Raw genomic sequence first — 25,188 nt, forward strand, 5'->3', positions numbered from 1 at the left:
TTTTTTATGCTGTTAACTTCCGAATTAATTCACTGAGCAATTTAACCCCGTAAGTCATTTGTTCTGGAGAAGCATATCCATATGATAAACGAATGTACTGATCTGATTCTTCTTCATAAATACGTCCCGGGTTTAAAAGAATTCCTTTTGATAGTGCCTCTGAAAATAGTTTTTTCATCGGAATGTTATGTACAACCTTTAGCCATATAAAAACTCCACCACTAGGAATATCCCACGATGCAATATCTGCACAATATTTATTTAAAACTCGTATCATTATTTGTCTTCGTTCTTTCAGGTGCATTCTTACGTTTGCTACATGTTCTTCATAAAAACCTTCATTTATCCATTCAGCAGCTACTCTTTGAGATAAAGAACTCGATCCATAGTCTGTTTGCATTTTTATATCTGACAATCTATCAATAACAGGCTCTGGTCCAATTATCCATCCAATTCTAAGTCCAGGGCTAAGTGTTTTAGAGAGGCTACCAATATATAATACATGTCCATGTTTATCCATCGACTTTAAAGGAGCTGGAGGTGATTCATCAATCCATAACTCCCGGTAAATATCATCCTCGATGATAGGCAACTGCTCTTTTTCACATATTTTTAATATTTCTTTTCTTCGCTCTTTGGACATCAATATCCCCGTTGGATTTTGAAAACAAGGGATTGAGTATAAAATATTATTCTTTTGACTATATTTAATTCGTTTTAATAAGTCGTTAGGTAAAATACCGTGATGATCCATTGATATACCGGATAAATTTATATTTGCTGATTGAAAAACATGAAGTGAATATAAGTAAGAAGGTTGTTCAAGTAAAACAGTTGATTTTCTATGTAAAAGACCAATTGATATTAAATGTAATGCTTGGAGTGCACCAGACACTATTAATATAGAACCCGGTGATGCATGTATTCCAAATGATCTTACATATTTGCTTATTGCTTCACGTAACGGATAAAAACCTTTTTGTTCTTCGTATCCGAAATAATCTAATTCCTCACTGACGTTTTTTATTATAGATTGCATAGTTTCGAGCGGGAAAAGATGAGGTGCAAGTTCACCTTTACTAAGATGGATAAGCGTTTTATTTGCTTCTGCTTCATTTATTTCTCGCACCATTAACTTACTTGGTTTATGAATACCTGCCTTTACATATTCACTCCAATCAGGCGGGGGATTAGTTGCTAATAATGACCATGTATTATTTGTTACAATTGTTCCTGCTCCGATTTGTCCTTGAATTAAACCATCTGCCATAAGTTCATCTAGCGCAGTTATTACAGTACTTCGATTTACATGAAATAATTTTGCTAACTGCCGCTGACTAGGGATTTTACTTCCAATTGGCCATTCTCCGTTTTCAATTTTTTCTTTCATATAGTCTATTATCTGCCGATATTTGGGCACTTTTTTATCGTTTGTCATATAAAAAACTCCCTCGTTTATTTAAAAGATTCAAAGTGGTTGGTTTTTCCGATAAATAACTGGTTGAAGACATTGTATCAACTATTAAATATGATGAAAAGAAATAATTGGTAATTTAAAAATGGTTGGTTTATTAGGGAGGGAGAGAAAACATGCATAATAAAAAATGGGATTTACGCATTATATGTGCTCACGCTTTTACAATTCTTATATGGGGAACTGCTTTTCCAGCAATTCGTATGGGGCTTGAATCTTATACGCCGGAACACCTTACTTTACTACGCTTATTAATCGCTTCATTTATACTTTTGTTATTTTCATTTATATACAAACTACGACTACCGGATTTAAAGGATATCCCAGCATTTTTTATATTTGGTGCTTTAGGGTTTACTATTTATCACATCGCATTAAACTACGGCGAAAAAACAGTAAATGCTGGATCTGCAAGTTTAATAATTTCAGTCACTCCAATAGTGACGGCAATTCTTGCTTCTGTTTTTTTGAATGAAAAAATGAAATTAAATGGCTGGATCGGTGGTGTAATGAGTTTTGCAGGAATTGCCTTAATTTCATTTAGCCAAGGCGACGCTATTCAATTAAATAGCGGGGGGTTATTTATATTATTAGCGGCGATTTCAGAAAGTCTATTTTTCGTTTTCCAAACATCTTACTTAAAAAAATACGGCTTCTTACCATTTACCATATATACAATTTTGTCTAGTACTATATGTATGCTTATTTTCTTACCCGGAGTTTATCAAGAAATACTAGCAGCTCCTCTTGAAGTTAACTTGAGCGTTATATATTTAGGTGTCTTTCCAACAGTACTCCCGTATATTGCATTGGCCTATATTATATCTCGTGCTGGTGCTTCTGAAGCAACAAGTTCTCTATATTTAACGCCAATAACTGCGTGTTTCATTGCTTGGATATGGTTAGGAGAAGTGCCAACTTTAGTTTCGATAATTGGCGGAGTGATTACTATACTTGGAATTGTGATTGCTCATATACCAGTATTAAGAAAAGAAAAACATGGGAATTTAGCAAATAATCAATCCGTATAATGTAATTCAATAATGACTTTAAGATACTTTTTTATATAGTTTCTTTCTTATGTTGATAAATATAATATTTTGTATTTCAGTTAAATATTGTATGTTACATTTTATGTAGTAAGCATTTTAAAAGGAGCTGACAACATAATGAATGGAAAAAGAAAAATTTTCACATGTATTTCTATTGTAGGAATCGGACTAGCTAGTTTTTCTAATTCTAGTTTCGCAGCAAGTGTAACGGACAATTCAGTACAAAATTCTATTCCCGTAGTTAATCAACAAGTAGCTGCTGCAAAGGAAATGAAACCATTTCCGCAGCAAGTTAATTATGCAGGTGTTATAAAACCGAATCATGTTACACAGGAAAGTTTAAATGCTTCTGTAAGAAGTTACTACGATAATTGGAAAAAGAAATATTTGAAAAATGATTTATCTTCTTTACCTGGTGGTTATTATGTAAAAGGAGAGATTACAGGTGATGCAGATGGGTTTAAGCCACTTGGAACTTCAGAAGGTCAAGGGTATGGGATGATAATTACAGTATTAATGGCTGGTTATGATTCGAATGCTCAAAAAATCTATGACGGTTTATTTAAAACAGCAAGAACTTTTAAAAGTTCTCAAAATCCTAATTTAATGGGATGGGTTGTCGCAGATAGTAAAAAAGCACAAGGTCATTTTGATTCTGCTACTGATGGAGATTTAGATATTGCGTATTCTCTTCTTCTTGCTCATAAGCAGTGGGGATCTAATGGAACAGTTAATTATTTGAAAGAAGCACAAGACATGATTACAAAAGGTATTAAAGCTAGTAATGTTACAAATAATAACCGACTAAATTTAGGAGATTGGGATTCTAAAAGTTCACTTGATACGAGACCATCTGATTGGATGATGTCACACCTTAGAGCATTTTATGAATTTACAGGTGATAAAACTTGGCTTACTGTTATTAATAATTTGTACGATGTTTATACGCAATTTAGTAATAAGTACTCTCCAAATACAGGACTTATTTCAGATTTCGTTGTAAAAAACCCACCACAACCCGCACCTAAAGACTTCTTAGAGGAGTCAGAATATACAAATGCATATTATTACAATGCTAGTCGGGTACCATTGAGAATTGTAATGGACTATGCGATGTACGGCGAGAAAAGAAGTAAAGTCATTTCTGATAAAGTTTCTTCGTGGATTCAAAATAAAACGAATGGAAATCCTTCTAAAATTGTGGATGGTTATCAATTAAATGGATCTAATATTGGTAGTTATTCAACTGCTGTATTTGTTTCACCGTTTATTGCTGCAAGTATAACAAGTAGCAATAATCAAAAGTGGGTAAATAGCGGTTGGGATTGGATGAAGAATAAGAGAGAAAGTTATTTTAGTGATAGTTATAATTTATTAACTATGTTATTCATTACAGGAAATTGGTGGAAACCTATACCTGATGATACAAAAATACAAAATCAAATAAATGATGCAATTTATGAAGGATACGATAATTAATTAAATTTGAGAATGGTTACTCAAGAAAGGAATTAGCATACGCTAGTTCCTTTTTAATATTTTGTAAAACATTATCCATTCTAAAATTTGCATAGATATACTTGCTTTTTTCATATACATAGTTACTAATGACTCGATTTTTTCGTGAGAGGAGCGTATTTCTTGGAAAAAGTATTATTTTTCGGAGACCCAGGTATTGATGACTCATTTGCCATTATGTATGGCTTACTGCATCCCGAAATTGAAATTGTCGGTATTGTAACTGGATACGGAAATGTTGAGCATATACATGCTGCACATAATGCAGCGTATATTTTACAGTTAGCAAATAGACAAGACATTCCTGTCATTAGTGGTGCAACAAAACCACTTACAGAAGAAATTACTACGTACTACCCTGAAATTCACGGAGCAGAAGGATTAGGTACCATCCATGTTCCAGAAAGCGTATTATCTATTCCAATATACAATTTTGGCAGTATTGCTGCGATTCTTATAAATTACGGAAAAGATTTAACGATTGTTGATGTAGGAAGATCTACCTCGTTAGCAATTGCTTTTAATTTGTGGAATGATTTAATGCTAAATGTAAAAGGAATCTATTTCATGGGTGGTGTTTTTTTAGAAATAGGAAACGTTACGCCGTTAGCAGAGGCAAATGTGTATGGAGATCCTATAGCAAGTAAAATTGTTTTCCATCAAGCAAAGAATTTATTAATATTCCCTTTAAATGTAACAAACAAAGCTGTGTTAACACCAAATGTGTTTGACTATATTCAAGCTAATTCAAAGAATCCATTCCATACGATAATGAAACCAATGTATGATTACTATTTTTCTGCATACCAAAAACTTAATCCATCTATCGAAGGGCCATTGCTTCATGATGTGGTTGCTATAAGTGGATTAGTAAATCCAAACTTTTTTGAATTTGTACATCGTACAGTGAATGTTGATACATACGGAGATACGAAAGGACAAACATTTGCTGATTTTCGCCTTAGCTCTATATCTGAAGGAGCCCATATAGCATTAGAAATAGATGAACAAAAATTCATTCAAGATTTTATAAAAATTATGTTATAAGTTGTTGTCGAAAAAGGGAATTATTTCAATGCGTTGAATATAAACATACATCCTCTATATAAGGGAGCTTACAATATTGAATATCCAGTTAAAGGTTGTTACGAGAGAAAATTGGGAAGAAGCATTAAAACTACAAGTTAAAGAAAATCAGTTGAAATTTGTTCCACCCGTAGCAGTTTCGCTTGCTAAAGTATATATAAAACCAGATGGTGACAATGTAGAGTACATACCATTCGCTATATACCATGGTGACCTTATGGTTGGTTTTGTTATGCATGCTGTTGTAAGAGAGACATCGGATATGTATTGGATTAACGGATTTATTATTGATCAATCGCAGCAAGGTAATGGTTATGGAAAAGCAGCATTACGAGAAAGTATTAATATAATAAAAAATACTTTTAAATCGTGTAAAGAAATAAGATTAACAGTACATAAAGATAATCTCTCTGCAAAGAAATTATATGAACGATATGGTTTCATATCATTAGGACAAGAGTATGATGGTGAGCAAGTATATCGTTTATTTGTTTAACTATTAGGAAGTAAAGGTGTGAAATGAAATATGCAATTTACTGAAGTGAAAATTGAAGTGTTCATTCCTGAAGAATATATTGAAACATTAAGGGATGAATTAAATAAAATTGGAGCATGTAAAACGGGCGAATATGACCATTGCCTTTCCTATAGTTCAGTGAAAGGATATTGGAGACCTTTAGACGAGGCATCTCCTTTTAATGGAGAAATTGGGCGAATATGCGAAGGGCAAGAATGTAAAGTTGAAATAAAGTGTAAACGAGAAATTGTAAAAGATGCTCTTGAAGTTATTAATGATATTCATCCGTATGAAACACCTATGATTTATATTATACCAATACTAAATGACTATTTTGAGCAACTATACATTGAATAACTAGGAGGGATATCAATTGAAAAGTAAATTCCATCATATTGTACGAGCAGTCATGATAAAAAATGAAAAAATATTAGTTGCTGAATATATTGGCCATCATTATTTTTTACCTGGTGGCCATATTGAAATTGGAGAATCAGCAGAGAATGCATTAATAAGAGAGCTAAGGGAAGAACTTGGAGTAAACTGTAGTATACAACAATTTTTAGGAGTCATAGAAAATCAATGGCAAGATAAAGAAGTGCTTCATCATGAAATTAACCACATTTTTGAAGTAGAGTCACAAGATTTACATACGGACTTAACACCGAAATCTAGCGAGTCTCATTTAGCATTTCACTGGATAGATTATAATAAAGAAGCCTTAAATCATTATGAAATCATGCCAATGCCATTAGTGAAGGAATTACTAGAAAGAAAGTTAAGTGATGAACTACTAAATTGTTGGATAAGTAATTTTTAAATCACTCTATTTATAGTAAATAGGTCCATCGCAAGGATATAAAGAAAATAGGCTAAAAAACAAGGTACATCACCTAGTGTAAGTTCATATTTTGTTGATGTACGCATTTAGTCTATAGTCTTGTTTCTATTTTGTTTACAAAAATATATAAACTTTAACGTTTGGGCGAAATTTATATTTATAAATGGAGGGGTTCGTAATGAATCAGTTTCAACATGAATTACAAACATTAAACCTTAATGATTATCAAACTGGTAATGTTGTGTATTGGGATCAACAACAAAGTCAATATCCATATTATTACATCCAAGGCGATGCACGTCGTTGTGGCGGATGCGGAGGTTGTGGTGGACGCTGTGGCGGTTGTGGCGGCGGCAGATGTGGTGGTTGCGTAGGTTGTGCCGGATGTTTTGGTTGCTTTAATTGCTGGAACTGGTGGATCATTTAAGTATAGAAGATCAAAACTATTTTACATGAAAGAAAGGTGTAAATACTGTTTATACTTTTCTTTCATGCTGTAATTTTGTATTAGGATTAAGGAGGATTTATTTGTATACATACGAAAAGTTGACTTCTTGGGTAGAGAATATAAAAGAAAAAAATCATAGTTCTGCTACAGCACTTTGTATTATAAAAAATAATAAAGTCGTATTAGAGCATTATAGCGGTTATCACTCAAATACAGCGACTAATAAAAAAGTAACTGCATCTTCGCAATTCAACGTTGCTTCTGCTAGAAAAAGTTATTTAGGATTAATGATAGCGTATGCGCTTTACGAGGGGAAAATAAACTCTATTGATGATGAAGCGATAAAATATTTTAAAGACTTTGATCCTGCATTGCTTGGTAAAACAACGATAAGACATTTAGTAACACATTCGCACGGATTAGAAGAAATGAATGACGGGACAATTTTTCGTGAATTTGAACCGGGACAAGCATGGGCATATAGAGATATTAATGTAAGAATGATGACACGTCTTATTTATCAGCTATATAACAAAAGTTTTCCTGAATTGTTAAAGGAGCGTGTTTTTAAGCCTGCTAATTTTCAAGAAACAGGTTGGAGAGTTCAGCGAGATGAAAATTTAGTTGGCGTTGTTAATAATCCAAATAAAGACGCAATTAGTGAAATTGGTACGGTAGATGACGGTACTGAAAAAAATCTGTTTGTCTCAGCTAGAGAATTTGCTTATTGGGGCAACCTTCATTTAAATCAAGGTGTGATAAACGGTAAGCAAATTGTTCCAAAAGAAGTTATAAAAATCGCTACGAGTTTGCAGAGTCCAACATATGTAAATAAAGAGCTACCACAAAATGGCTTGTTTTGGTTCGTTCAAAATGAATCTGCACAATTAAGCGAACTTGGTGAACGTGTTCCAAAAGGGTCATATCAAATATTAGGGATTACTGGACCGACTATTTTAGTAATACCTGAATATAATGTAGTTGTTGCAAAAATGTATAACAAAAGATATAACTACGGCGGTGATAATTACTTATATTATTTACGTGAATTTAGTAATTTAGTCGCTGATACATTTAGTAACGGTAATAGGGCATAATTACTCCTATAACAAAAAGGAGTGATTGTAAGTGAAAGATAAAGTGAACAAAAATAAAAAACAAAATATAAAAGATGTAAATACAGAGCAAAATGCAATTTATAGCGATCCTAAAGATGCAGCTAATATGCAAACTGTACCGCAGCCGAAGGATTTTGATGAAATCGAATATTAATTTTTCATCCGACTATATGATGAATGAAAAATACGTCTTAAGTCTCATCACATATAAGAAATTATTTGATAACATATATACATAAGCATTTGAAAATGGCTTATCTTAACAAAGCTTTCTTTAGAAACATCTGATATAACCTGCAAAAGACACTTCTTTATGAAGTGTCTTTTTGTGTATATGAACTTAATTACCATTTTCCGTACAGTATCTTGCAATTTAAGATGGATATACTAACTGTGAAAATTCATGTCAAGATAAAAGAAGGGGACAGTTAGTATGAAACAAACTTCTATAAATCCGTTACTAATTGTTCTAGGTACAATCATTGTTCAAATTGGCCTTGGAACAATTTATACATGGAGTTTATTTAATCAACCCCTTGTAAGTAAGTTTGGATGGAATCTTAATTCGGTAGCGATAACTTTCTCCATAACAAGTTTTTCTTTATCATTCTCAACTTTATTTGCAGCAAAATTGCAGAAAAAATTAGGACTTCGGAAACTTATTGCTACTGCAGGAATTGTTTTAGGACTCGGCTTAATACTTAGTTCACAAGTTTCTTCCTTACCACTCTTATATTTATTAGCTGGTGTTGTTGTTGGTTATGCGGATGGAACAGCTTATATTACATCACTATCTAATTTAATTAAATGGTTTCCAAATCGGAAAGGGCTTATTTCAGGTATATCTGTATCAGCGTATGGAATGGGCAGCTTAATCTTTAGATATATAAACGGAAATCTTATCGATAACCTTGGTGTATCACAAGCATTCTTATATTGGGGTATTATCGTGTTACTTTTAGTGTTAATCGGATCGTGCTTCTTACGTGAGGCAATTGTAAGTAATGCTGTAACTGAAACATTACACAATGACTATACTCCGCGTGAAATGATGCGAACGAAACAAGTATATCTGCTATTTTTTATGTTATTCACCTCGTGTATGGGTGGTTTGTATTTAATCAGTATGGTAAAAGATATCGGCGTACAACTTGTTGGACTTAGCGCAGCAACCGCTGCAAACGCTGTTGCTATGATTGCAATCTTTAATACAGTAGGTAGAATCATTCTTGGGACGTTATCAGATAAAATCGGGCGAATGAAAATTGTCTCTGCAACGTTTATTATTATAGGTTTGTCAGTCTTTACTTTAAGTTTTATTCCGCTAAATTACGGAATCTATTTTGCTTGTGTAGCAAGTGTCGCCTTTTGCTTCGGCGGTAATATAACTATATTCCCAGCTATTGTCGGAGATTTCTTTGGATTAAAAAACCATAGTACAAATTATGGGATCGTCTACCAAGGTTTCGGATTTGGTGCGCTTGCAGGATCATTTATTGGAGCGATACTCGGAGGATTTCAACCAACCTTCATTATAATCGGTGTTTTAAGTGTTATTTCCTTCATTATTTCAATATTAATCCGCCCACCAAATGCAGAGAAGAAAAAGGAACTAAAACATTTACATCGGAAAGTAGCTTGATACTAAAAAGAGTCCTAATATAGGGCTCTTTTTTATGTAGAGAGAATAGAGTTATTTAATTTAAAATGAAATGATTTGAGAAGCAATAAAGTTGTTTATTTCTTGATGAACTAAGTAGCAGATACGTAGAATATTCATATTGTTTTATAAAGGAACTAACATGTTGTTAAAAAACATTTAGAAAATTACAGTTAACCAACTTTGTGATGGAACGTTCACTTCATTCATAGATCATTATTTTCTTATAAGTTTACAATGAAAGTAGTTGGCTTATATTGATTACAACCATAATTTCTTCTGTTGTGGCATTCGCTACAACAAATATTGACGACATTTTTATACTGCTTGTTTTATTTTCACAAATAAGAACAGAAGTAATTAGGAAAGAAGGAAGAGCTGTCCGCGAAAAAGCTATGAGAAAAAAGCTTTATATTGTTATTGGACAATATGTAGGGTTTAGTATGATAATTTTTCTAAGTATCGTTGGGTCTTTAAGCTCTTTTTTCATTCCTGTTTCGTGGATTGGGTTATTAGGATTCGTGCCAATTTATATGGGGGTTAAAGGACTATTCTCGCTTCGTTCTAACAAAAGTAATGAAGTTATTGATAACACTTCCGATTCATTATTTAAAGTAGCTGCGATTACATTAGCCAATGGAGCTGACAATATCTCAATTTATATACCAATGTTTGCTAGTCAAACTCTTGAAGCAAATATCGTTACATTAGTTATCTTTTTTTCCATGATAGCGATATGGTGTTTTATTAGCTACAAATTGATAAGAGCTCCTATTCTAGCTAAAGCACTTGAGAACAATTGTCATATTATTGTTCCAATTGTTCTAATTGGTTTAGGAATGTTCATTCTTTTTCGCAGTGATACAATTGGACTATTCTCCTAAGGTGTTGAAATAACGGAAGTTTTCATAAAAAAGAATTGAACAATTTTAATATTTTTTTGACCAATCACATTCATTGAGATTAATTGGATTCTACACAACGTATATAAGTCTTATTACAGATGAAATGTAGTAGGGCTTTTTTATTTTAGTGAAATGAAACAATTGTATTAGTCATCTACGACTATTATTTAGACAGGACATTAGAATTATGAAGTTGAATAGCTATCGTAAAAGGAGTGTGACACTTAAAATGAAAATAGTACAGCAGTGGGTACAAGAAGATAGTGATTACATAAGAGAGAAAGTAATTGAATACAATCAAAAATATCTTGCAGATGAAGAAAAAACACCTTCAGAAAAGGTTAGTTTCATAGTAAGAAATGAAAAAGAAGAAATAGTAGGTGGGGTAACAACAATAACTTTTTGGCACCATGTCCACGTTAACTTTCTATGGGTTTCTGAAGAATATAGGCATGAAGGTTACGGAAGCAAGTTAATAAAGCTTATTGAAGAATTTGCAATTGAAAAAGGGTGTAGGTTAATTAATTTAGATACTTTTAGTTTCCAAGCACCTGATTTTTATAAGAAACATGGATATAAAGTAATTGGAGTAAGTGAAGATCATCCGAAAGGACATAATCATTATTATTTAGAAAAACGGTTAAAAAGTATATAGAATTTGTTAACATTAGTATTTGGAATACAAATGCAATAAGGGCGAGGTTATTATTAATTTCAGTATTAATTGAATCAATTTTTATACTAAAACTGCAAGAACGTACTTTGGATAATCTGCCTAAGGTACGTTCTTTTTTATATCAGTAGCCTATTCTTATTAACTCCACCAATAGCGGTAAAGGCAAGACTTAACTAACTTATATATATTAAAAGGAGTTAATGGTAGAATGAATAGAAGACAGAAAATTCCTTTTATTTAAAATAGAGGAGGTACATATGAAAAAAGTTAATGTTACATACGCGATTTTGTACGATAAAACTAATGAAAAGATCTTAATGGTAAAAAACAAAGGGGAAAATGGTTCTTATTATACATTACCAGGTGGCGCAGTTAAACTAGGAGAAACATTAGAAGAAGCAGTAATTCGAGAAGTAAAAGAAGAAACAGGGTTACATATAAACGTAAACGGGATTTTTTCTATCAGCGAAGCCTTTTTCGAGGAAAGAGATCATCATGCCATTTTCTTTAATTTTCTAGGCGAAATAATCGGCGGGGAGACATATATATCAAGGCCAAAAGAAATCGAAGAGATTACTTGGATGGAATTACATAAAGCAGCACCGTATTTACGCATACCAGAACATTTACTATATTTATTACAAAAGAAAGAAACAGTACCTTATTTTTTTAATGGAACAATCGTTCATCAATCTTCATAAAAATATTATCTCATGTAAGGCGGGGAAAACATGGAGTTTATCGTTAATCACAAACAATTCACTCAAGCACTTTCAGAAGTCAACAAAGCAATATCAACAAAATCTTTAATCCCTATATTATCTGGTATAAAAATAACTGCAGATCAATCTGGAATTACTTTAATTGCAAGTAACTCGAATATTTTTATTGAAAAATTCATTCCTGTTTTAATTGAAGACGAAAAGATTGCAACCATTTTAAAGGCAGGAACTATTGTTGTACCTGCAAAGTATTTCATTGAAATAATAAAGAAAATGCCAAGTGATATAGCAATAAAAAGTAAGAATGAGCAAATTATTAAGATACAATCAGAAGAAATCACATTAAGTTTAAATGGATTTCCTGCAGATGAGTTTCCGAATGTACCGCTTATAGACAATCATGCAGAAATCAAAGTAGAGACAGAGCAATTGATTGAAGTATTTAAACAAACAGTCTTTGCGGTAGCAAAAAATGAATCTAGACCTGTTCTTACTGGGGTGCATATAGAGTTATCTAATAATAAGTTAATTTGTGCTGCAACTGACTCACATAGACTAGCGATACGCGAAACATTACTTTCCTCAGATGTAAAAGCAAATTGTATTGTACCAAGCGCAACCATTAGTGAACTTCTAAAATTAATGAACAGCAATTCGGAATTCGTATATATCTACCTTTCAGAGAGTCATATTATATTTACGCTCGGAACAACTACATTATATTCAAGACTAATTGAAGGGAAATATCCTAATATTTCTAACCTTATTCCAAATGATTTTAAAACGATTATTAACGTAGATAGAAAAAAGATATTACAAGGTGTAGACCGATCAAGTTTATTAGCAAGTGAATGGGCCAATAACAATGTTAACTTAGAAATCATAAACGAATCCACAATTAAAATTTCTTCAAACGCTTCTCAAATTGGGCAAATATCCGAAACGCAACAAATAGATGCAATTCAAGGTGAAAAACAATTAAATATATCTTTCGATGGGCGTTTTATGGTTGATGCTTTAAGAGCAATAAAAGAAGAAACGATTACTTTAAGCTTTGGCGGTTCTATGAGACCGATATTGATTGAAGCAGGAGAGCAATCTGCAGCAGTACATCTTATATCGCCAGTAAGAGCTTATTAAGGATAGAGGAAGGGATTAATAGACAAAGCAGCAATGGTAATCTGAAATACAAAGCAAAATAATAATAACCTGAATATAAAAGCCATAGATTAATCGATATGGGGTGAGTACGATGAAGAAAATAATTGTTTTACTCATGGGTATAGTTTTAATTATTTTTGCTTTTTATCAATACAACAAAAAAGACTATGCAGCTAAAAGTACTAACTTGTATGTAGAAAACTTTAAAGGGGAAAATGATTCAATAAAAATACAATCTGCTATTAATAAAGCAGAGTCTAGTAAAATTAAAACTGTATTGCTTGATGATAAAAAGTATAAAATCACGTCACCAATCATTGTTAAAAAAGGTGTGAAATTATTATTTGGTTACGGATCCCAATTTGTAGTTGAGGGAAACTTTAGAGTTTTAGAACTAGAGAAAAACGCATCCATTGAAGGAGCGTATATAACTATTGACGATCCTAAATTTAACTCTGAAGTTATTTATTTAGACGGTAAAAATAAATATTATAACACTTGGAACAAAACACAAATAAAAGATATAAATATTATCAATTGGACGGAAACGAATAAAGGTACCGGAATTTCTTTATACTCTGCTGGAAAAGAAAATGAAATTTCGTTTGTTAACTTCGAAAATATTAAAGTTGTAGGAATGGAAACTGGACTGAAATTAGTAGCGAAAAAACCGAGCACCGGACAAGCTTGGATAAATGCCAATCGTTTTATGAACTTTTCTTTAGAAGACTGTGTAAATATGATTTATATGGATAGTCAAGTAACTACGCCAAATGAAATTAGTGGGAATCAATTTACAAACCTTCAAATACAGCCTTCAAATAAAACAAAAAGCATTATACAGGTAAGTGGTCAACACAATGAATTTCATGGGATGGTGTGGGATTTAAATAAAATAAAACATGAAAACGAACTCATTGAACTGACTGATAAGAGTATGAATACAGTGGTTGAAATATCCAGTGTACCAGCAAATAGAGTATTAGATAGTGGGAGATCCAATATAGTGAAATAAGTTTAAATACAGAAAAAAGAGCGAATTCTTTATAAGAGGATTCGCTCTTTTTATATTTTAAAATTAAATTTTCTTCCACCAAGCGGATAAAGGATAGTCTGTAGATTTTAACGTAATAGATTCGCCAATTTGTGGCGTTGTAATTTTAACTCCTAAACGGTTAGCTTCTTTCGTAACACGTTCTATCGGCTCACTCCATTCGTGTAATGCTAACGTAAAAGCACCCCAATGAATCGGAAGAAGTAATTCTCCTTTAACATCAATATGAGCTTGTACCGTTTCTTCAGGCAACATATGAATAGCAGACCACCTCGGATCATATTGCCCGCATTCCATTAATGTAAGATCGAATGGACCGTATTTATCACCAATTTCCTTAAAGTGAGGGGCATAACCGCTATCACCACTAAAGAAAATTTTAGTCTCTTGACCAAGAATAAGCCATGAACACCATAATGAACGATCTCTATCTGTCATACCACGTCCAGAGAAATGCCTTGCAGGCGCACATACTAACTTAATATTATCAAACGTAATTTCGTCCCACCAATTATGCTCACTAATTTTACTAGGTGAAACACCCCATTTAATAAGATATTGTGCAACTCCAGTTGGAACATAAAAGTGTTTTGCGCGATTTTTTAACTGCATAATACTTTTGTAATTCAAATGATCATAGTGATTATGAGAAATGACAATCGCATCAATTTCTTGAAGGTCATCACGTTCTAAAGAAAAAGCACCACTATAGCGTTTACTATTAAACAAAGGAAATGGGGAAGAGGCATCTCCAAACATCGGGTCTAATAACAGTTTTTTACCTTCTATTTTCAAAAGAGAAGCAGAATGGCCAAACCATGTAACACTCTCTAACGCTTCATTATCTTTATTTGATAAAACAACAGGCAAATCCTTTATAGGACGCAGCTTTGATTTCATTTTAAAGTAATCCGTCATTAAACTTATAATATCTTTCGGTTTAAAACTCATATCAGTATGAATTTGATTTGTATATTTCTTATTCATTCGTTCTCCTTTTTATGATTAACAATATACGTATGTTGTTATTGTAGCTATTTGTAGTTTAAACGAAATCATTTTACCTTTCACCTTAAATGCAGTACATTTCATAAATTTGTTAAATTCATTATTCTTATATGCAAAATAAAAACCATGTAGCAGCAGATAAAATCAATATTAAGTAGATGTAAATTGTTTTAATTTAGTAAATTTCTTCTTATAAACAACAAAGAACGTATGTTTCGTTATATGTTATAGAAGAAGATAAGTCTCAAATTATTAAAAGGAAGGAGAGGATGTAAGTGCAAATAGAGCGAAAAAAGAAATCAAAATGTAAACTATCAAAAGCTGAAATCATTCATATGTATACAGAAGGGGAAAGTACTTCAGAAATCGCCATGCTTGCTAATGTGTCTGCAAGATATATTCGTATGGTTCTATCAGACAGCAACGTTCCAAGGCGCGCTATAGGGAGCTGGAAGAGAGAGTATGACATAACAGAAAATTATTTTAAAACGTGGTCAAATAATATGGCTTATATTTTAGGATTTATAGCAGCTGATGGTGCTATACCAAAAGAAAATCAATGCGTCAGTATATCACAAAAAGAAAGTTATATTTTAGAAGATATAAAAAAAGAACTAAAAACAAATCAGCCGCTATACCAAAACAAAAAAACAGGTGTATATATGCTAAATATTAATAGCAAAACAATAAAAGACGATCTTATGAACATACATGGAATCAGGCCGTGTAAATCATTTAACATCGAATTTCCTTTTGTACCAGAAGAATATTTGCATCACTTTGTTCGTGGGTATTTCGATGGGGATGGTCATGTTAATTCTCATAAATACTTTGTTAGCTTTGTTGGAGGATCATATAATTTTATGAATTCTTTTAAAGATATCCTTGAGAATAATAAATTCCAATTAAGTTTTGTTGACAAAGAAAAACAATATCGTATTTACCTAAGTGGTAAAAATAATGTTAATAAATTTTCACAGTGGATTTATAAAAATAAAGGTTTGCATTTAAAGCGTAAATACAATATTTTTCAAGAAAAAGAATAATTGTAATGATGATCGAATAATTCACAAACAAGTTCAATTATAAAATTAAAATTCACGATGAATTATTAATTAAAATCAAAGTAATTCCTAAAGCAAACAAATTATAAATATAGTTTAGTCAATTTCAAAGCAACTTGTTTAATTATTAAATTTAAACAAGTTGCTTTTTATTATGTTTTATTAATTATTATTTATACTAATCCAGCATCAACGAACTATTCACTAATAAATAAAGAAAAGGGAAGTATACCAAACTAAGCTAACTTATAATAAGTTTATTATTTTTTACTAGTAGACATAATATATATTATAGGCAGTTATAGAAACAAAGTAATATCAGGTATCAAAACTCAAGTAAACTATACTTAATGAGACGAAACAGAGATTTTTAGTGAGATTCACATGAAATCTTATCTAAACAAATTTCTTCAGTTTTTATCGTTTTTATTTGTTATAAATTCATCACAGCAAATCTTAATCAATAATCACTTAAGATTTAACGAATTAAAAACATTTTTGATTGGTAAGAAATTTTTATACAGAAAAATTATTTCTATACAAAATATAAATTAGTAATTTTATTTTATGTTTTACTTAATGAATTTATTGCTATTTGCACATGTTTTACAACTTTACATTATTTGTTGTTATTTCTGTTATTTAGGCTTGACTTTCATTACACTCATTGTTTTTATTCTAGTTAACATAACGCTTATTTTTAACATAAAAAAATACCTCCTCGCCTTCAGGAAGATTTTTTGTTTGCTATTATTTTATTTATATCTTCTAGTAACAATCCCAATTGTAAATGACATTGGAAAAATCTAGATTTAACAGCTCTTCCTTACGTATAAAGAAATTAGCAACCCCAGAATCGCCCCACATAATATTTAATGAATCGTCTGTATCGATTTGCAGCAATAATATGTCATGTTGCTGGTATTTTTCTTCCCATTCTCTCGGATCTGTCTGTGTGAAAAATGGATATCCACCAATTTTATGTCCTTGATCTTTACATAAATCATCATACAGTTCGCCTAATTCTGTATTATTTTCTTCATCAACAATTTCTTCCCAATCAATGTTATCACTAAAAATCATTTCAAATCGATAATCTCTTGGTGTTACTGGTTGATGTGCCAATTCAAACTTTAGTTTTGCTGCTTCGGGTATGATAAAATTCTCTAAATCTAAAGTGTTTAAATAACTAAAATCAGTAATCACCTTAGTTAAATCCGCTGTGATTGTAGAATGATAAACAATCCGAAAGTCTTTTTGGCTTGTGGGATGATCAAAATCTGCTCCAAAAAGATCTTCTTCAGCACTTATGAAAAACTGTAACATTCCATGTTGAGGCATATGTTCAATGTTAGGTATTTCTTCAAGGTTTAACTGCGCAAGTAGCATCATAGGTTGTCCGTTTGAGTCTTTAGGATGCTCTTGATCTATAGGTAAATACGGATATCCACCAAATTTACTTTCAAAAAGCGTTGTCTCTGCTTGCGTTCCAGACACTTTAATATACGGTTTCACACTTTCTTCTAAAATACTACGATACTGTTCTAGTTCTTTCGGAATTTGAAGTTGATACGTATTCTTCACTACATTTGCCTCCCTTTAGTAATGAATTGAAAATGCCTAACTTAATTATATAGTAAGCGATAGCTTAATTGAAAATCGTTAAAAATCCATTTTCACCCTCATTTTTTGCGCGCTTGGCGGACAAAGTAAATTATGCTCTAAAACCTTTTTATTAATAGTTCGAATTAATTCCGCTGCTTCTGTAGTATTTGTATTTTCTTTTAGTCTTTCTTTTAAATCGTCAATTTCTTTTGAAAGCTCAATCCACCTAGGCAAAACATGATTATTTGCTAAAGTTCTATAAAGTTGCTTTTCAGGATTGTAAGAAAGATCTTTATCGAGATTAAGAGGTTTACTTTTACCAGGTAAATTATTAAATGACCCTTTCTTTTCTGCCTCTTTAACGATAGAACTAATATGATCCTCATACGTATAAGACCAAACTTTCTCATCTTTTACTAAAATCTCTTGTTTTTTTAGTTTTTTATCTAGTTCTTCTTGATTCATAGATTCCCTCTCCTTTTTATTTTCTAATGTCGTTTTTGTAAATTCTAATGCCCTTAATCCATCGAATAGCTTTTCTCGCCACCATACGCTATCATGTCCGCCTTGAAACTCTTCGTAAGTGGGTTTGGCGTTTCATTTCTTCTAAAGCTTTATATAGCCGTCTATTAGCCGTTAAAAGAGGTTCGTTTTCGAGTTCACCTACTGCTATGTAAGAATGTAGATGAGTCGCATTAGAATATATTAATGAAATTTGATTTTCAATCCAAGGAATTGTATTTTCATAATTATCCTTTTTCCAATGTACGGATCCAGACAGTGACAACACATTTCCGAAAATATGTGGATTTTGAAGTGCTGCATAAAAAGCTGCTAAGCCACCAAGACTGAAACCAGCAATTGTTGTATGATTCTTTTCTTGATAAACGTGATACTTAGCTTGAATCCACGGAAGTAATTCCTTCGTTAAAAATGCATTCATTTTATCGTTATAAGTTAGCTCTTCTAATCGATCGACAGGATCTATATCAACAGCAATACACGATGGGATTTCTTTTTCGTAAATTAAATAATTAAGTGTTTTTGTGATTGAAAGGTCATTAATGAATGAATTCCCATCAAATACAATGAGAAGTTCTTGAAGATGTGAAGTGTGAGAATAATCATGAGGCGTATAAATATGAATTTTGCGTGTGTTATTTAAAATCGAACTATAAAAAGAATATGTTTCAATCTTTCCGGATGGATAATCATTTGAAGGAAAACGACTGCTATATTGCACCTCCATTCCTATGTTTAACACAGACGCTTTATTGGTACCTTCTCCAAATGTATTTCGATTAAATTGGTCTATTTCGTACTGTTCACTACGCTTTATCCAATCATTTTCGAAAACATCGTTTACTGAAAAATAGTACGTTGAAATAAAACTCTTATCCGTCCTAAACGTTACATACCAAATATCTGTCTGTAACAATCGTTGTAATTGATTTACAGACAAATCCCAACCAGGAAAACTACCGAATACATAAACGTTTTCAGTGTTTTGATCCCCTAACCATATATACGTTATAAGCTTATACTGATTATCTGCAGGGCATTGTTCTATTAGTGGCGTGTGATTTGACTTTATTTCATGCAAAAAAGTATAAAGAGCTTTTTCGTTTCCATTCTTTAATTGATTTTTAAGCTTCTCTAACTTAGGACTGATTATTGTAGTCACCTCTCTTCATCCTTTGTAGTATTCTATATGTAGTTTTTTTCATTAGAATCCCTATATAAAAGTAGTCGTAAGTTATTTGTTTAGCGAAGTTATTTATTAGAAAAATAATCAATTGCCTGAATAGAAAGTTCCAACGATTTTATTCTTCTTTCTAAAAGCGTTCTTTGAGGACTCCCAAGCTTCGACTTAACGTAAATCTTTTCAATTGATGGAAGCAAACCAATCAGAACATTACGAGCTTCTGCTAAATCTTCCTGAGTATAATGATGAGTTTCTTGCTTCCAAACACTTTCTAACATAGCTAAGCCGATACTAGCTGCTTTGAGTCTTTTTTTCACTAAAGTAGTATTTGATCCTTTGTGAGTCATCTGTGATAAGGCATTTTCAAGTTTACTAATTGTTGACTGTAAAGATTTTATTGATTCTACTTTATCTATATTTGATACGTTTTTCATGTTAATGTTATCCCTTCTACGTTGCTAACTTGTTTTGTTTAATGTTTAATGAAATCCTTAAAAGCTTGATTTCACTCGAAATATTTTAATATAAATAACTAACTGTATTCGAGTTGGACAATAACTTAAAGTAAAACAGCTATTCCTCTCTCCTCCCCTGCATCATTCTATTATATGTACTTCTTTCTTCTCATTAGAATTCCTATATAAACTAGTTGTTAATATTGAATGTTTTATGAACAAAAAAACGTACAAGTAATGTAACTAACCTGTACGTTTTCGCTTTTATTCAGTAAGGTAATAAAGTAATAGCTTTCTGGTCTTCTCATAACTTATGAAATCTCTATACAAAATGGGATAATTCACAATTTCTGTTTCTAGAAAACGATATTGCGGAAACCACTCAAAAAACGATTTTCTTAACCACTTTATTTGTTGAAACGTAATGTTCTGTTCGTTTCCATTTAGTACAGAATTTAAAGTAGCTGCTATATGCATCCAATAATGATTAAAATTAGCGTTTATACAGTCATCTTCGGTAAATTTACTTTTTAAGTCTCGCTGCAATTTTGCTGTAGCACGATAAGGAAACGGTTTATGAAGTGGAATATGCATTTTCTGCAATTCCTTAAAAATAATTTGTTTTCCTAACTTCAACTTTCTCCTCCTTTATTTCTCTATCCAATTTAATAAGTTTTCATAATGATATTGAGCATCGATATACCCAAGATTATATAAATTAACGAGCTTTTCCTTATTTCTTTCTATTCCGCTTATAGGAAGCTGTACACTTGGTTGAATTACATAAAAATTATCTTTTTGTTCTTCTTGATTCATATAAGATATCGTCTCATTATAAAAACGATAATGGTCTACTAAATTCTCTGCGATTTTCGGATATTTTCTATATAAAATTTTAGCTAGGCCTGAAAATTTATTCCGCTGCTTCTCATATCCTTCTGGCTTTGTCATAATTACAACGTTCTTTTCATAACCATCAGTTTGAGCTTTTAAAACTGGTATAGGATCTATAATTCCTCCATCTAGTAATTTTCGATTATCATATTCTACAGCAGGTGCTATAAACGGCACAGAGCTGGATGCACGGATGATTTTTAAAATATCATTTCCATGTTCTGTTTTATTATAATAAACAGCTTGTCCTGATTCGCAATCAGTCGTCCCTATAACAAATTGTTCATTACAGTTTAAGAAAGTTTGAAAATCAAATGGAACAATTTTATTAGGTACTTCATCAAATAAAAAGTCCATTCCAAATAATTCACGTTTTCGAATTAAATTTCGATAAGATATATACCTGTAATCTGATATTAGCTCTGTATTTACCTTCTTATTTCTCCCTTGTTGACGCGACAAATAGGTTGCTCCCATACAGGCTCCAGCTGATACGCCGACTACATATGGAAAGAATAAGTTCTTTTCCATGAAATATTCGAGTACACCTGCAGTATATAAACCTTTCATTCCTCCGCCCTCTAATACTAAACCGATATTCTTCATTCTATATCCCTCTGCTTCTTTTTTCTTAATTTCATATTAGCATAAGATTTTAAGGTGAGGTTATATAAACTAATCACAACAATAACCAGAAACTACTAAAGTAATGTGATAATATCTTTGTGAGTAACATGTTACAATATAAGTAATTCATTCCACATATATTAAAGGAGGAATTTAATATGGGTTTATTTAGCGGTATTTTAGGAAATGCATCAAATACGAGTTCTGAAAGTGTAGAACGTGATTTAGAGAAGATTATGCTAGACGATGAAAAAGTAGAGCATGCTTATAAATTAATTCGTGATCTAATCGTATTTACAAATCGTCGTCTTATATTAGTAGATAAACAAGGAGTAACTGGCAAAAAAACAGAATACCATTCTATTCCTTATAAAAGTATTACACAATATAGCATCGAAACGGCTGGGCATTTTGATTTAGATGCAGAACTTAAAATTTGGGTGTCTAGTATGGAGGAACCAATTACGAAAGAATTTAAAGGTGACGATAGTATTTTAAGCATTCAAAAAGCGCTAGTAACCTTTACGACAAAGTAGTGGTTTTTGTATCTTTATTCATTTTCAAAATTACTAACCCGAGTATTTTGGAAGAACATACATTATTTTTGTATATTTAATCTAAAATAACATAAAAAGGTAAAGCGTATTTTAAATGCTTTACCTTTCTTTTTTGTAATAAACAAGTGTAGTTTTATCATTTAATTTCTTTATTACTTCTGTCCTTTTATACCCCATTTTCTCGTATAGAAAACAATTTCTTTCTTCTTCTAAAATCGTAGCAAGTTCAAAACTTCGTGCTTCTGGAAACATTTCTTCAATTAAAATAAGTACCTTCTGAGCAATTCCTTTCCCTTGATAGATTGGATGAATAAACATTGGACTAATCCAAAATTTATAAGGTAGTTCTTTTGCGGATATACATATCGCTCCAACAAGTTTCGAATCTATTATCACCTTATAAAAATTACTGCTGGGATTATTTATTCTAAAAATAGTTTTTTCAATAGTTTCATTTGCTGGATTTGTTTCATAGTCTTTATATTTATGTAATAAAGAGCTAAATGAGCCTATTTGCATTTGAAATATAACTTCTGCATCAGTTTCTGTCACCTTTTCTAATATAATCTCCATGTTACCAATTTAGACGCTTTCTTAAAGAAGTAATATGAGCGGTATGGTGACGACCATGCCATGCATATAGTCCTATTGCAACAGCAAGTTTTGTTTCACCAGTTTCAGGATGGTTAAATGTCTTTTCTAAATCTTCAATTTCTAGAGAATATAAAAGATTAACCCATCTTTTATGTAATGAATCTAGCATTACTAGTGAAACATCTACCGGTAATTTTGAATCAGGTAACTCTGCCCACTTCTCTTCTTTATACGGCTTAATAGTTGGATTCTTTTCTGTCAGTGCTAATTTAAAGCGTATGTAGCTATTCATATGGCTATCAACGACGTGATGAACTACTTGACGTACAGTCCAACCTCCAACGCGATATGGTGTATCTAACTGCTTCTGATCTAAATCTTTAATTGCCCTTGTTAGTTCATTAGGTAAATCTTCAATTTCTTGAATCCATGTATCAATCATTTCTTCAGTTATAGGACGTTTGTATGTAAATTGGCCAATTGGATAACGTAAATCATTCATGAATAAGTCCTCCTTATTATAAGTGTGAAGTATTTCTCCAAATATAGTGTACAAACTTCACATGTTCTCCATTTAATTCTACAGATGTTATATCTGATTCGTTTTGATAAGAAGAAAACCCGCTTTTTTCTAGTACAATTTGTGATGCGAGATTATTAGTCGTTGTTTTAGCATGAACTTCAGTAATTTCATTATTTTTCGCTACATCTAAAATTAATTTTACGGCTGCTGTTGCAACTCCTTTTTTAGTAAATTTTTCTCCGACACGATACCCGAGCGAACTAATTCGAGTTTCCGTATCTATATCTACTAAATTGATTCGCCCTACAATTTCTTTTTCTTCATTACGAATTAAATAAAAATAAGAATCTCCATCTGCCTGTTCTATTAATAAATCGTCTAGTAGTTTTTGGAAATATTCAAATTCAAAATATTTCGAGCCACGATTTGGTACCATTGTTTCAAAAAAAGATTTATTTGTAAGTTCAAACGTAAATAAATCCTTAGCATCTTGTTTCTTTAGTTGCTCTATGTATATTTCCATTCCGTATTCTCCTTCTTGATTTACTAACTGTTATACATTCTTTTTTAATCAATTATATTCCTGCTATTTCTTTCGATTAAGTAATACAGATAGTAGCACGTTCGGATGAAAAAGATGAAATGGACTACGAATTAAATTCATCACTCGTACTAACCGAATATAAACATCAGAATTACTTGCGGATAGTCGATATATTTGTTTCGTATACCATAGCTGAAATTTTTGTTTTGTAGTTAATTCTCTCTTTAGTTGCGGGTGACGTGATATTTCTGTTGTTGTCATATCCCAAGGGGTTTCTATTATAGTAGCTGCCTTTTTATAAAATTGTTGTGTAAATGTTTTATCAAGTTGTTTTCTATCTTGCAGAAGTAATTGCAACTGGTGAGCCTCCATAGCAGCAACTGATACGCCTTGGCCGAAAACGGGATCAAAACGACATTGCGCATCTCCAATAACTAATAATCCTTCTGGTACATTATTCACTAAATCAAATCGCCGGCGTACTTGATAAGGAATTTTGTATGTCTTTATATCAGTAATTCCCTCAGCCTTATTTAAGAAGTCTGTAACATTAGAAATTGATAGATTTTCAGCAAAATCATAAAACTCATCATCTGTTTGTGGTGCTTTCTTATTTGCGTATCCACTAAAAGTAACAAAATAACGATTATCTTCTATCGTTTGAATAAGAACGCCATAAGGGTTATCAGGGAAACTAGGAGACATTAGCATATTACAACAGTCTAACTCCTCATTTTCTTTAAGTTTGAACATTTTCGTTGCGTAAAATAAATCAATACGAACTTTCTCTTCTTGTACTTTAATTTCGTATTCTCGTAGCCACTCTATACTTTTTGAGCCAAATCCACTCGCATCAACTACAAGATCCGCATGAACTTCTTCTTGTGTGTTTGTCTCTAAATATTTAACTTTTACTCCACACACTTTGTTAAGCTTTGCATCTACCAATAACCCTTTAACCAATGTTTCATATTTAATAGTAATATTTGAAATTTGATGTATTCGTTTTTGAATATGCCATTCTAGCAAAGGACGACTTTGTTGAATCATATGTACTTCCCCTATGAACGGTTGTTTCCATAGACCGAATTGATGCCATTTCAAATCACGCGTAAAGTTGTTTATAATACTACCCGCTTCTATTAATTCGTTCGTAATATTAGGAAACAATTCTTCAATTGCGTTTTCTCCACCTTTTAATAACACGTGAGGATGATTACTTTGTGGAACTCTTTTTCTCGAAGACTTTCCATCCCATCTTTCACCAGCTTCTATAATGATTACTTCTTTAAAAGAAGTTGATAATGCTTTTGCTGCAAACTTTCCTGCCATACTTCCACCAATAACGATAGCCTTATTAAACATATTTTCCCCCTTAAT

29 protein-coding genes are annotated in these 25,188 nt (G+C 31.8%); 17 read left to right on the plus strand and 12 right to left on the minus strand.

The features are described 5' to 3' along the window. Positions 1-4: 4 nt before the first annotated feature. On the minus strand, positions 5-1,438 hold the full coding sequence (norG, locus tag HMPREF1014_RS13355) for an efflux pump transcription regulator NorG (RefSeq protein ID WP_000180305.1): 1,434 nt from the start codon (positions 1,436-1,438) through the stop codon (positions 5-7). 152 nt (positions 1,439-1,590) lie between these two features. On the opposite strand from norG, the gene HMPREF1014_RS13360 reads away from it, so the two are divergent. The 15 genes from HMPREF1014_RS13360 to HMPREF1014_RS13430 all read left to right on the plus strand — a co-directional run bounded on the left by HMPREF1014_RS13360 (position 1,591) and on the right by HMPREF1014_RS13430 (position 14,193). After that, on the plus strand, positions 1,591-2,505 hold the full coding sequence (locus tag HMPREF1014_RS13360) for a DMT family transporter (RefSeq protein ID WP_000551613.1): 915 nt from the start codon (positions 1,591-1,593) through the stop codon (positions 2,503-2,505). A gap of 138 nt (positions 2,506-2,643) precedes the next feature. After that, positions 2,644-4,005, plus strand: a complete 1,362-nt coding sequence (locus HMPREF1014_RS13365; RefSeq protein ID WP_001013599.1) for a family 8 glycosyl hydrolase — start codon at positions 2,644-2,646, stop codon at positions 4,003-4,005. A 162-nt stretch (positions 4,006-4,167) separates the two neighbouring features. Further along, positions 4,168-5,091, plus strand: coding sequence for a nucleoside hydrolase (locus HMPREF1014_RS13370; protein ID WP_000416788.1), 924 nt, complete (start codon positions 4,168-4,170; stop codon positions 5,089-5,091). Between the two features lie 76 nt (positions 5,092-5,167). Beyond that, positions 5,168-5,626: a GNAT family N-acetyltransferase gene (locus HMPREF1014_RS13375; protein ID WP_001025613.1), complete on the plus strand. Its 459-nt coding sequence runs from the start codon at positions 5,168-5,170 to the stop codon at positions 5,624-5,626. 30 nt (positions 5,627-5,656) lie between these two features. Further along, on the plus strand, positions 5,657-6,004 hold the full coding sequence (gene cutA, locus HMPREF1014_RS13380; RefSeq protein ID WP_001160788.1) for a divalent cation tolerance protein CutA: 348 nt from the start codon (positions 5,657-5,659) through the stop codon (positions 6,002-6,004). A 16-nt stretch (positions 6,005-6,020) separates the two neighbouring features. Next, the gene (locus HMPREF1014_RS13385) at positions 6,021-6,467 is read left to right on the plus strand and encodes an NUDIX domain-containing protein (RefSeq protein ID WP_000836840.1); all 447 of its coding nucleotides are present in this window, start codon (positions 6,021-6,023) and stop codon (positions 6,465-6,467) included. Positions 6,468-6,666: 199 nt separating this feature from the next. Continuing rightward, positions 6,667-6,915, plus strand: a complete 249-nt coding sequence (locus tag HMPREF1014_RS13390) for a heterocycloanthracin/sonorensin family bacteriocin (protein ID WP_001071345.1) — start codon at positions 6,667-6,669, stop codon at positions 6,913-6,915. 101 nt (positions 6,916-7,016) lie between these two features. Next, positions 7,017-8,033: a serine hydrolase domain-containing protein gene (locus tag HMPREF1014_RS13395; protein WP_000288929.1), complete on the plus strand. Its 1,017-nt coding sequence runs from the start codon at positions 7,017-7,019 to the stop codon at positions 8,031-8,033. 31 nt (positions 8,034-8,064) lie between these two features. Then, positions 8,065-8,208 (plus strand): hypothetical protein, encoded by a 144-nt coding sequence (locus HMPREF1014_RS31595; protein ID WP_000653680.1) that lies wholly within the window; start codon positions 8,065-8,067, stop codon positions 8,206-8,208. A 279-nt stretch (positions 8,209-8,487) separates the two neighbouring features. Then, the gene (locus HMPREF1014_RS13405; protein ID WP_000815126.1) at positions 8,488-9,696 is read left to right on the plus strand and encodes an L-lactate MFS transporter; all 1,209 of its coding nucleotides are present in this window, start codon (positions 8,488-8,490) and stop codon (positions 9,694-9,696) included. A gap of 275 nt (positions 9,697-9,971) precedes the next feature. Continuing rightward, on the plus strand, positions 9,972-10,598 hold the full coding sequence (locus HMPREF1014_RS13410) for a cadmium resistance transporter (protein ID WP_000633406.1): 627 nt from the start codon (positions 9,972-9,974) through the stop codon (positions 10,596-10,598). A gap of 250 nt (positions 10,599-10,848) precedes the next feature. Further along, positions 10,849-11,274 (plus strand): GNAT family N-acetyltransferase, encoded by a 426-nt coding sequence (locus HMPREF1014_RS13415; RefSeq protein WP_000706909.1) that lies wholly within the window; start codon positions 10,849-10,851, stop codon positions 11,272-11,274. Positions 11,275-11,552: 278 nt separating this feature from the next. Next, positions 11,553-11,996, plus strand: coding sequence for an NUDIX hydrolase (locus HMPREF1014_RS13420; protein WP_000757611.1), 444 nt, complete (start codon positions 11,553-11,555; stop codon positions 11,994-11,996). Positions 11,997-12,026: 30 nt separating this feature from the next. Next, on the plus strand, positions 12,027-13,157 hold the full coding sequence (gene dnaN / locus HMPREF1014_RS13425; protein ID WP_000394473.1) for a DNA polymerase III subunit beta: 1,131 nt from the start codon (positions 12,027-12,029) through the stop codon (positions 13,155-13,157). 112 nt (positions 13,158-13,269) lie between these two features. Then, on the plus strand, positions 13,270-14,193 hold the full coding sequence (locus HMPREF1014_RS13430) for a hypothetical protein (protein WP_000721088.1): 924 nt from the start codon (positions 13,270-13,272) through the stop codon (positions 14,191-14,193). 63 nt (positions 14,194-14,256) lie between these two features. Here the strand turns inward: HMPREF1014_RS13430 and HMPREF1014_RS13435 are convergent, their stop codons facing one another. Further along, positions 14,257-15,219, minus strand: coding sequence for an MBL fold metallo-hydrolase (locus tag HMPREF1014_RS13435; protein WP_001037079.1), 963 nt, complete (start codon positions 15,217-15,219; stop codon positions 14,257-14,259). A gap of 296 nt (positions 15,220-15,515) precedes the next feature. Between HMPREF1014_RS13435 and HMPREF1014_RS13440 the strand changes: the two genes are divergently transcribed. Next, positions 15,516-16,286: an LAGLIDADG family homing endonuclease gene (locus HMPREF1014_RS13440; protein WP_001165384.1), complete on the plus strand. Its 771-nt coding sequence runs from the start codon at positions 15,516-15,518 to the stop codon at positions 16,284-16,286. 786 nt (positions 16,287-17,072) lie between these two features. On the opposite strand, the gene HMPREF1014_RS13445 is transcribed toward HMPREF1014_RS13440, so the two are convergent. From HMPREF1014_RS13445 to HMPREF1014_RS13470, 6 genes are all read right to left on the minus strand, one after another. Further along, the gene (locus HMPREF1014_RS13445; protein WP_000799786.1) at positions 17,073-17,888 is read right to left on the minus strand and encodes a YwqG family protein; all 816 of its coding nucleotides are present in this window, start codon (positions 17,886-17,888) and stop codon (positions 17,073-17,075) included. A gap of 78 nt (positions 17,889-17,966) precedes the next feature. Beyond that, on the minus strand, positions 17,967-18,374 hold the full coding sequence (locus HMPREF1014_RS13450; RefSeq protein ID WP_001070922.1) for a DnaJ family domain-containing protein: 408 nt from the start codon (positions 18,372-18,374) through the stop codon (positions 17,967-17,969). Between the two features lie 91 nt (positions 18,375-18,465). After that, positions 18,466-19,593, minus strand: a complete 1,128-nt coding sequence (locus tag HMPREF1014_RS13455; RefSeq protein WP_009327029.1) for an alpha/beta hydrolase-fold protein — start codon at positions 19,591-19,593, stop codon at positions 18,466-18,468. An 89-nt stretch (positions 19,594-19,682) separates the two neighbouring features. Next, positions 19,683-20,048 carry a hypothetical protein gene (locus HMPREF1014_RS13460; protein WP_000800299.1) on the minus strand — a complete coding sequence of 122 codons (366 nt, stop codon included), beginning with the start codon at positions 20,046-20,048 and terminating at the stop codon, positions 19,683-19,685. Between the two features lie 285 nt (positions 20,049-20,333). Beyond that, complete coding sequence (locus tag HMPREF1014_RS13465; RefSeq protein ID WP_000765914.1) at positions 20,334-20,705, minus strand: YxiJ-like family protein; 372 nt, start codon at positions 20,703-20,705, stop codon at positions 20,334-20,336. Between the two features lie 12 nt (positions 20,706-20,717). After that, a complete protein-coding gene (locus tag HMPREF1014_RS13470) occupies positions 20,718-21,569 on the minus strand; it encodes a patatin-like phospholipase family protein (protein WP_000789286.1) in 852 nt (283 codons plus the stop codon). Between the two features lie 179 nt (positions 21,570-21,748). On the opposite strand from HMPREF1014_RS13470, the gene HMPREF1014_RS13475 reads away from it, so the two are divergent. After that, the gene (locus tag HMPREF1014_RS13475; protein WP_000522476.1) at positions 21,749-22,126 is read left to right on the plus strand and encodes a PH domain-containing protein; all 378 of its coding nucleotides are present in this window, start codon (positions 21,749-21,751) and stop codon (positions 22,124-22,126) included. 120 nt (positions 22,127-22,246) lie between these two features. Here the strand turns inward: HMPREF1014_RS13475 and HMPREF1014_RS13480 are convergent, their stop codons facing one another. The 4 genes from HMPREF1014_RS13480 to HMPREF1014_RS13495 form a co-directional block, all read right to left on the minus strand. Beyond that, entirely contained in the window at positions 22,247-22,720 is a 474-nt protein-coding gene (locus HMPREF1014_RS13480) for a GNAT family N-acetyltransferase (protein WP_009327030.1), read from the minus strand. A gap of 1 nt (position 22,721) precedes the next feature. Beyond that, positions 22,722-23,243 carry a YfiT family bacillithiol transferase gene (locus HMPREF1014_RS13485; RefSeq protein ID WP_000999082.1) on the minus strand — a complete coding sequence of 174 codons (522 nt, stop codon included), beginning with the start codon at positions 23,241-23,243 and terminating at the stop codon, positions 22,722-22,724. 16 nt (positions 23,244-23,259) lie between these two features. Continuing rightward, positions 23,260-23,787, minus strand: a complete 528-nt coding sequence (locus HMPREF1014_RS13490) for a GNAT family N-acetyltransferase (RefSeq protein ID WP_000409242.1) — start codon at positions 23,785-23,787, stop codon at positions 23,260-23,262. Positions 23,788-23,850: 63 nt separating this feature from the next. Next, a complete protein-coding gene (locus tag HMPREF1014_RS13495; RefSeq protein WP_000482052.1) occupies positions 23,851-25,173 on the minus strand; it encodes an FAD-dependent oxidoreductase in 1,323 nt (440 codons plus the stop codon). Positions 25,174-25,188: the final 15 nt, after the last annotated feature.

The sequence above is a fragment of the Bacillus sp. 7_6_55CFAA_CT2 genome (assembly GCF_000238655.1).
GTDB classification, from domain to species: Bacteria; Bacillota; Bacilli; order Bacillales; family Bacillaceae_G; genus Bacillus_A; species Bacillus_A cereus.

Bases quoted from the DNA above. Each gene is read 5' to 3' on its own strand.
- norG (WP_000180305.1), bottom strand. From the start codon at position 1,438: ATGACAAACGATAAAAAAGTGCCCAAATATCGGCAGATAATAGACTAT.
- HMPREF1014_RS13360 (WP_000551613.1), top strand. From the start codon at position 1,591: ATGCATAATAAAAAATGGGATTTACGCATTATATGTGCTCACGCTTTT.
- HMPREF1014_RS13365 (WP_001013599.1), top strand. From the start codon at position 2,644: ATGAATGGAAAAAGAAAAATTTTCACATGTATTTCTATTGTAGGAATC.
- cutA (WP_001160788.1), top strand. From the start codon at position 5,657: ATGCAATTTACTGAAGTGAAAATTGAAGTGTTCATTCCTGAAGAATAT.
- HMPREF1014_RS13390 (WP_001071345.1), top strand. From the start codon at position 6,667: ATGAATCAGTTTCAACATGAATTACAAACATTAAACCTTAATGATTAT.
- HMPREF1014_RS13405 (WP_000815126.1), top strand. From the start codon at position 8,488: ATGAAACAAACTTCTATAAATCCGTTACTAATTGTTCTAGGTACAATC.
- HMPREF1014_RS13415 (WP_000706909.1), top strand. From the start codon at position 10,849: ATGAAAATAGTACAGCAGTGGGTACAAGAAGATAGTGATTACATAAGA.
- HMPREF1014_RS13420 (WP_000757611.1), top strand. From the start codon at position 11,553: ATGAAAAAAGTTAATGTTACATACGCGATTTTGTACGATAAAACTAAT.
- dnaN (WP_000394473.1), top strand. From the start codon at position 12,027: ATGGAGTTTATCGTTAATCACAAACAATTCACTCAAGCACTTTCAGAA.
- HMPREF1014_RS13430 (WP_000721088.1), top strand. From the start codon at position 13,270: ATGAAGAAAATAATTGTTTTACTCATGGGTATAGTTTTAATTATTTTT.
- HMPREF1014_RS13435 (WP_001037079.1), bottom strand. From the start codon at position 15,219: ATGAATAAGAAATATACAAATCAAATTCATACTGATATGAGTTTTAAA.
- HMPREF1014_RS13450 (WP_001070922.1), bottom strand. From the start codon at position 18,374: ATGAATCAAGAAGAACTAGATAAAAAACTAAAAAAACAAGAGATTTTA.
- HMPREF1014_RS13460 (WP_000800299.1), bottom strand. From the start codon at position 20,048: ATGAAAAACGTATCAAATATAGATAAAGTAGAATCAATAAAATCTTTA.
- HMPREF1014_RS13470 (WP_000789286.1), bottom strand. From the start codon at position 21,569: ATGAAGAATATCGGTTTAGTATTAGAGGGCGGAGGAATGAAAGGTTTA.
- HMPREF1014_RS13475 (WP_000522476.1), top strand. From the start codon at position 21,749: ATGGGTTTATTTAGCGGTATTTTAGGAAATGCATCAAATACGAGTTCT.
- HMPREF1014_RS13480 (WP_009327030.1), bottom strand. From the start codon at position 22,720: ATGGAGATTATATTAGAAAAGGTGACAGAAACTGATGCAGAAGTTATA.
- HMPREF1014_RS13485 (WP_000999082.1), bottom strand. From the start codon at position 23,243: ATGAATGATTTACGTTATCCAATTGGCCAATTTACATACAAACGTCCT.
- HMPREF1014_RS13490 (WP_000409242.1), bottom strand. From the start codon at position 23,787: ATGGAAATATACATAGAGCAACTAAAGAAACAAGATGCTAAGGATTTA.
- HMPREF1014_RS13495 (WP_000482052.1), bottom strand. From the start codon at position 25,173: ATGTTTAATAAGGCTATCGTTATTGGTGGAAGTATGGCAGGAAAGTTT.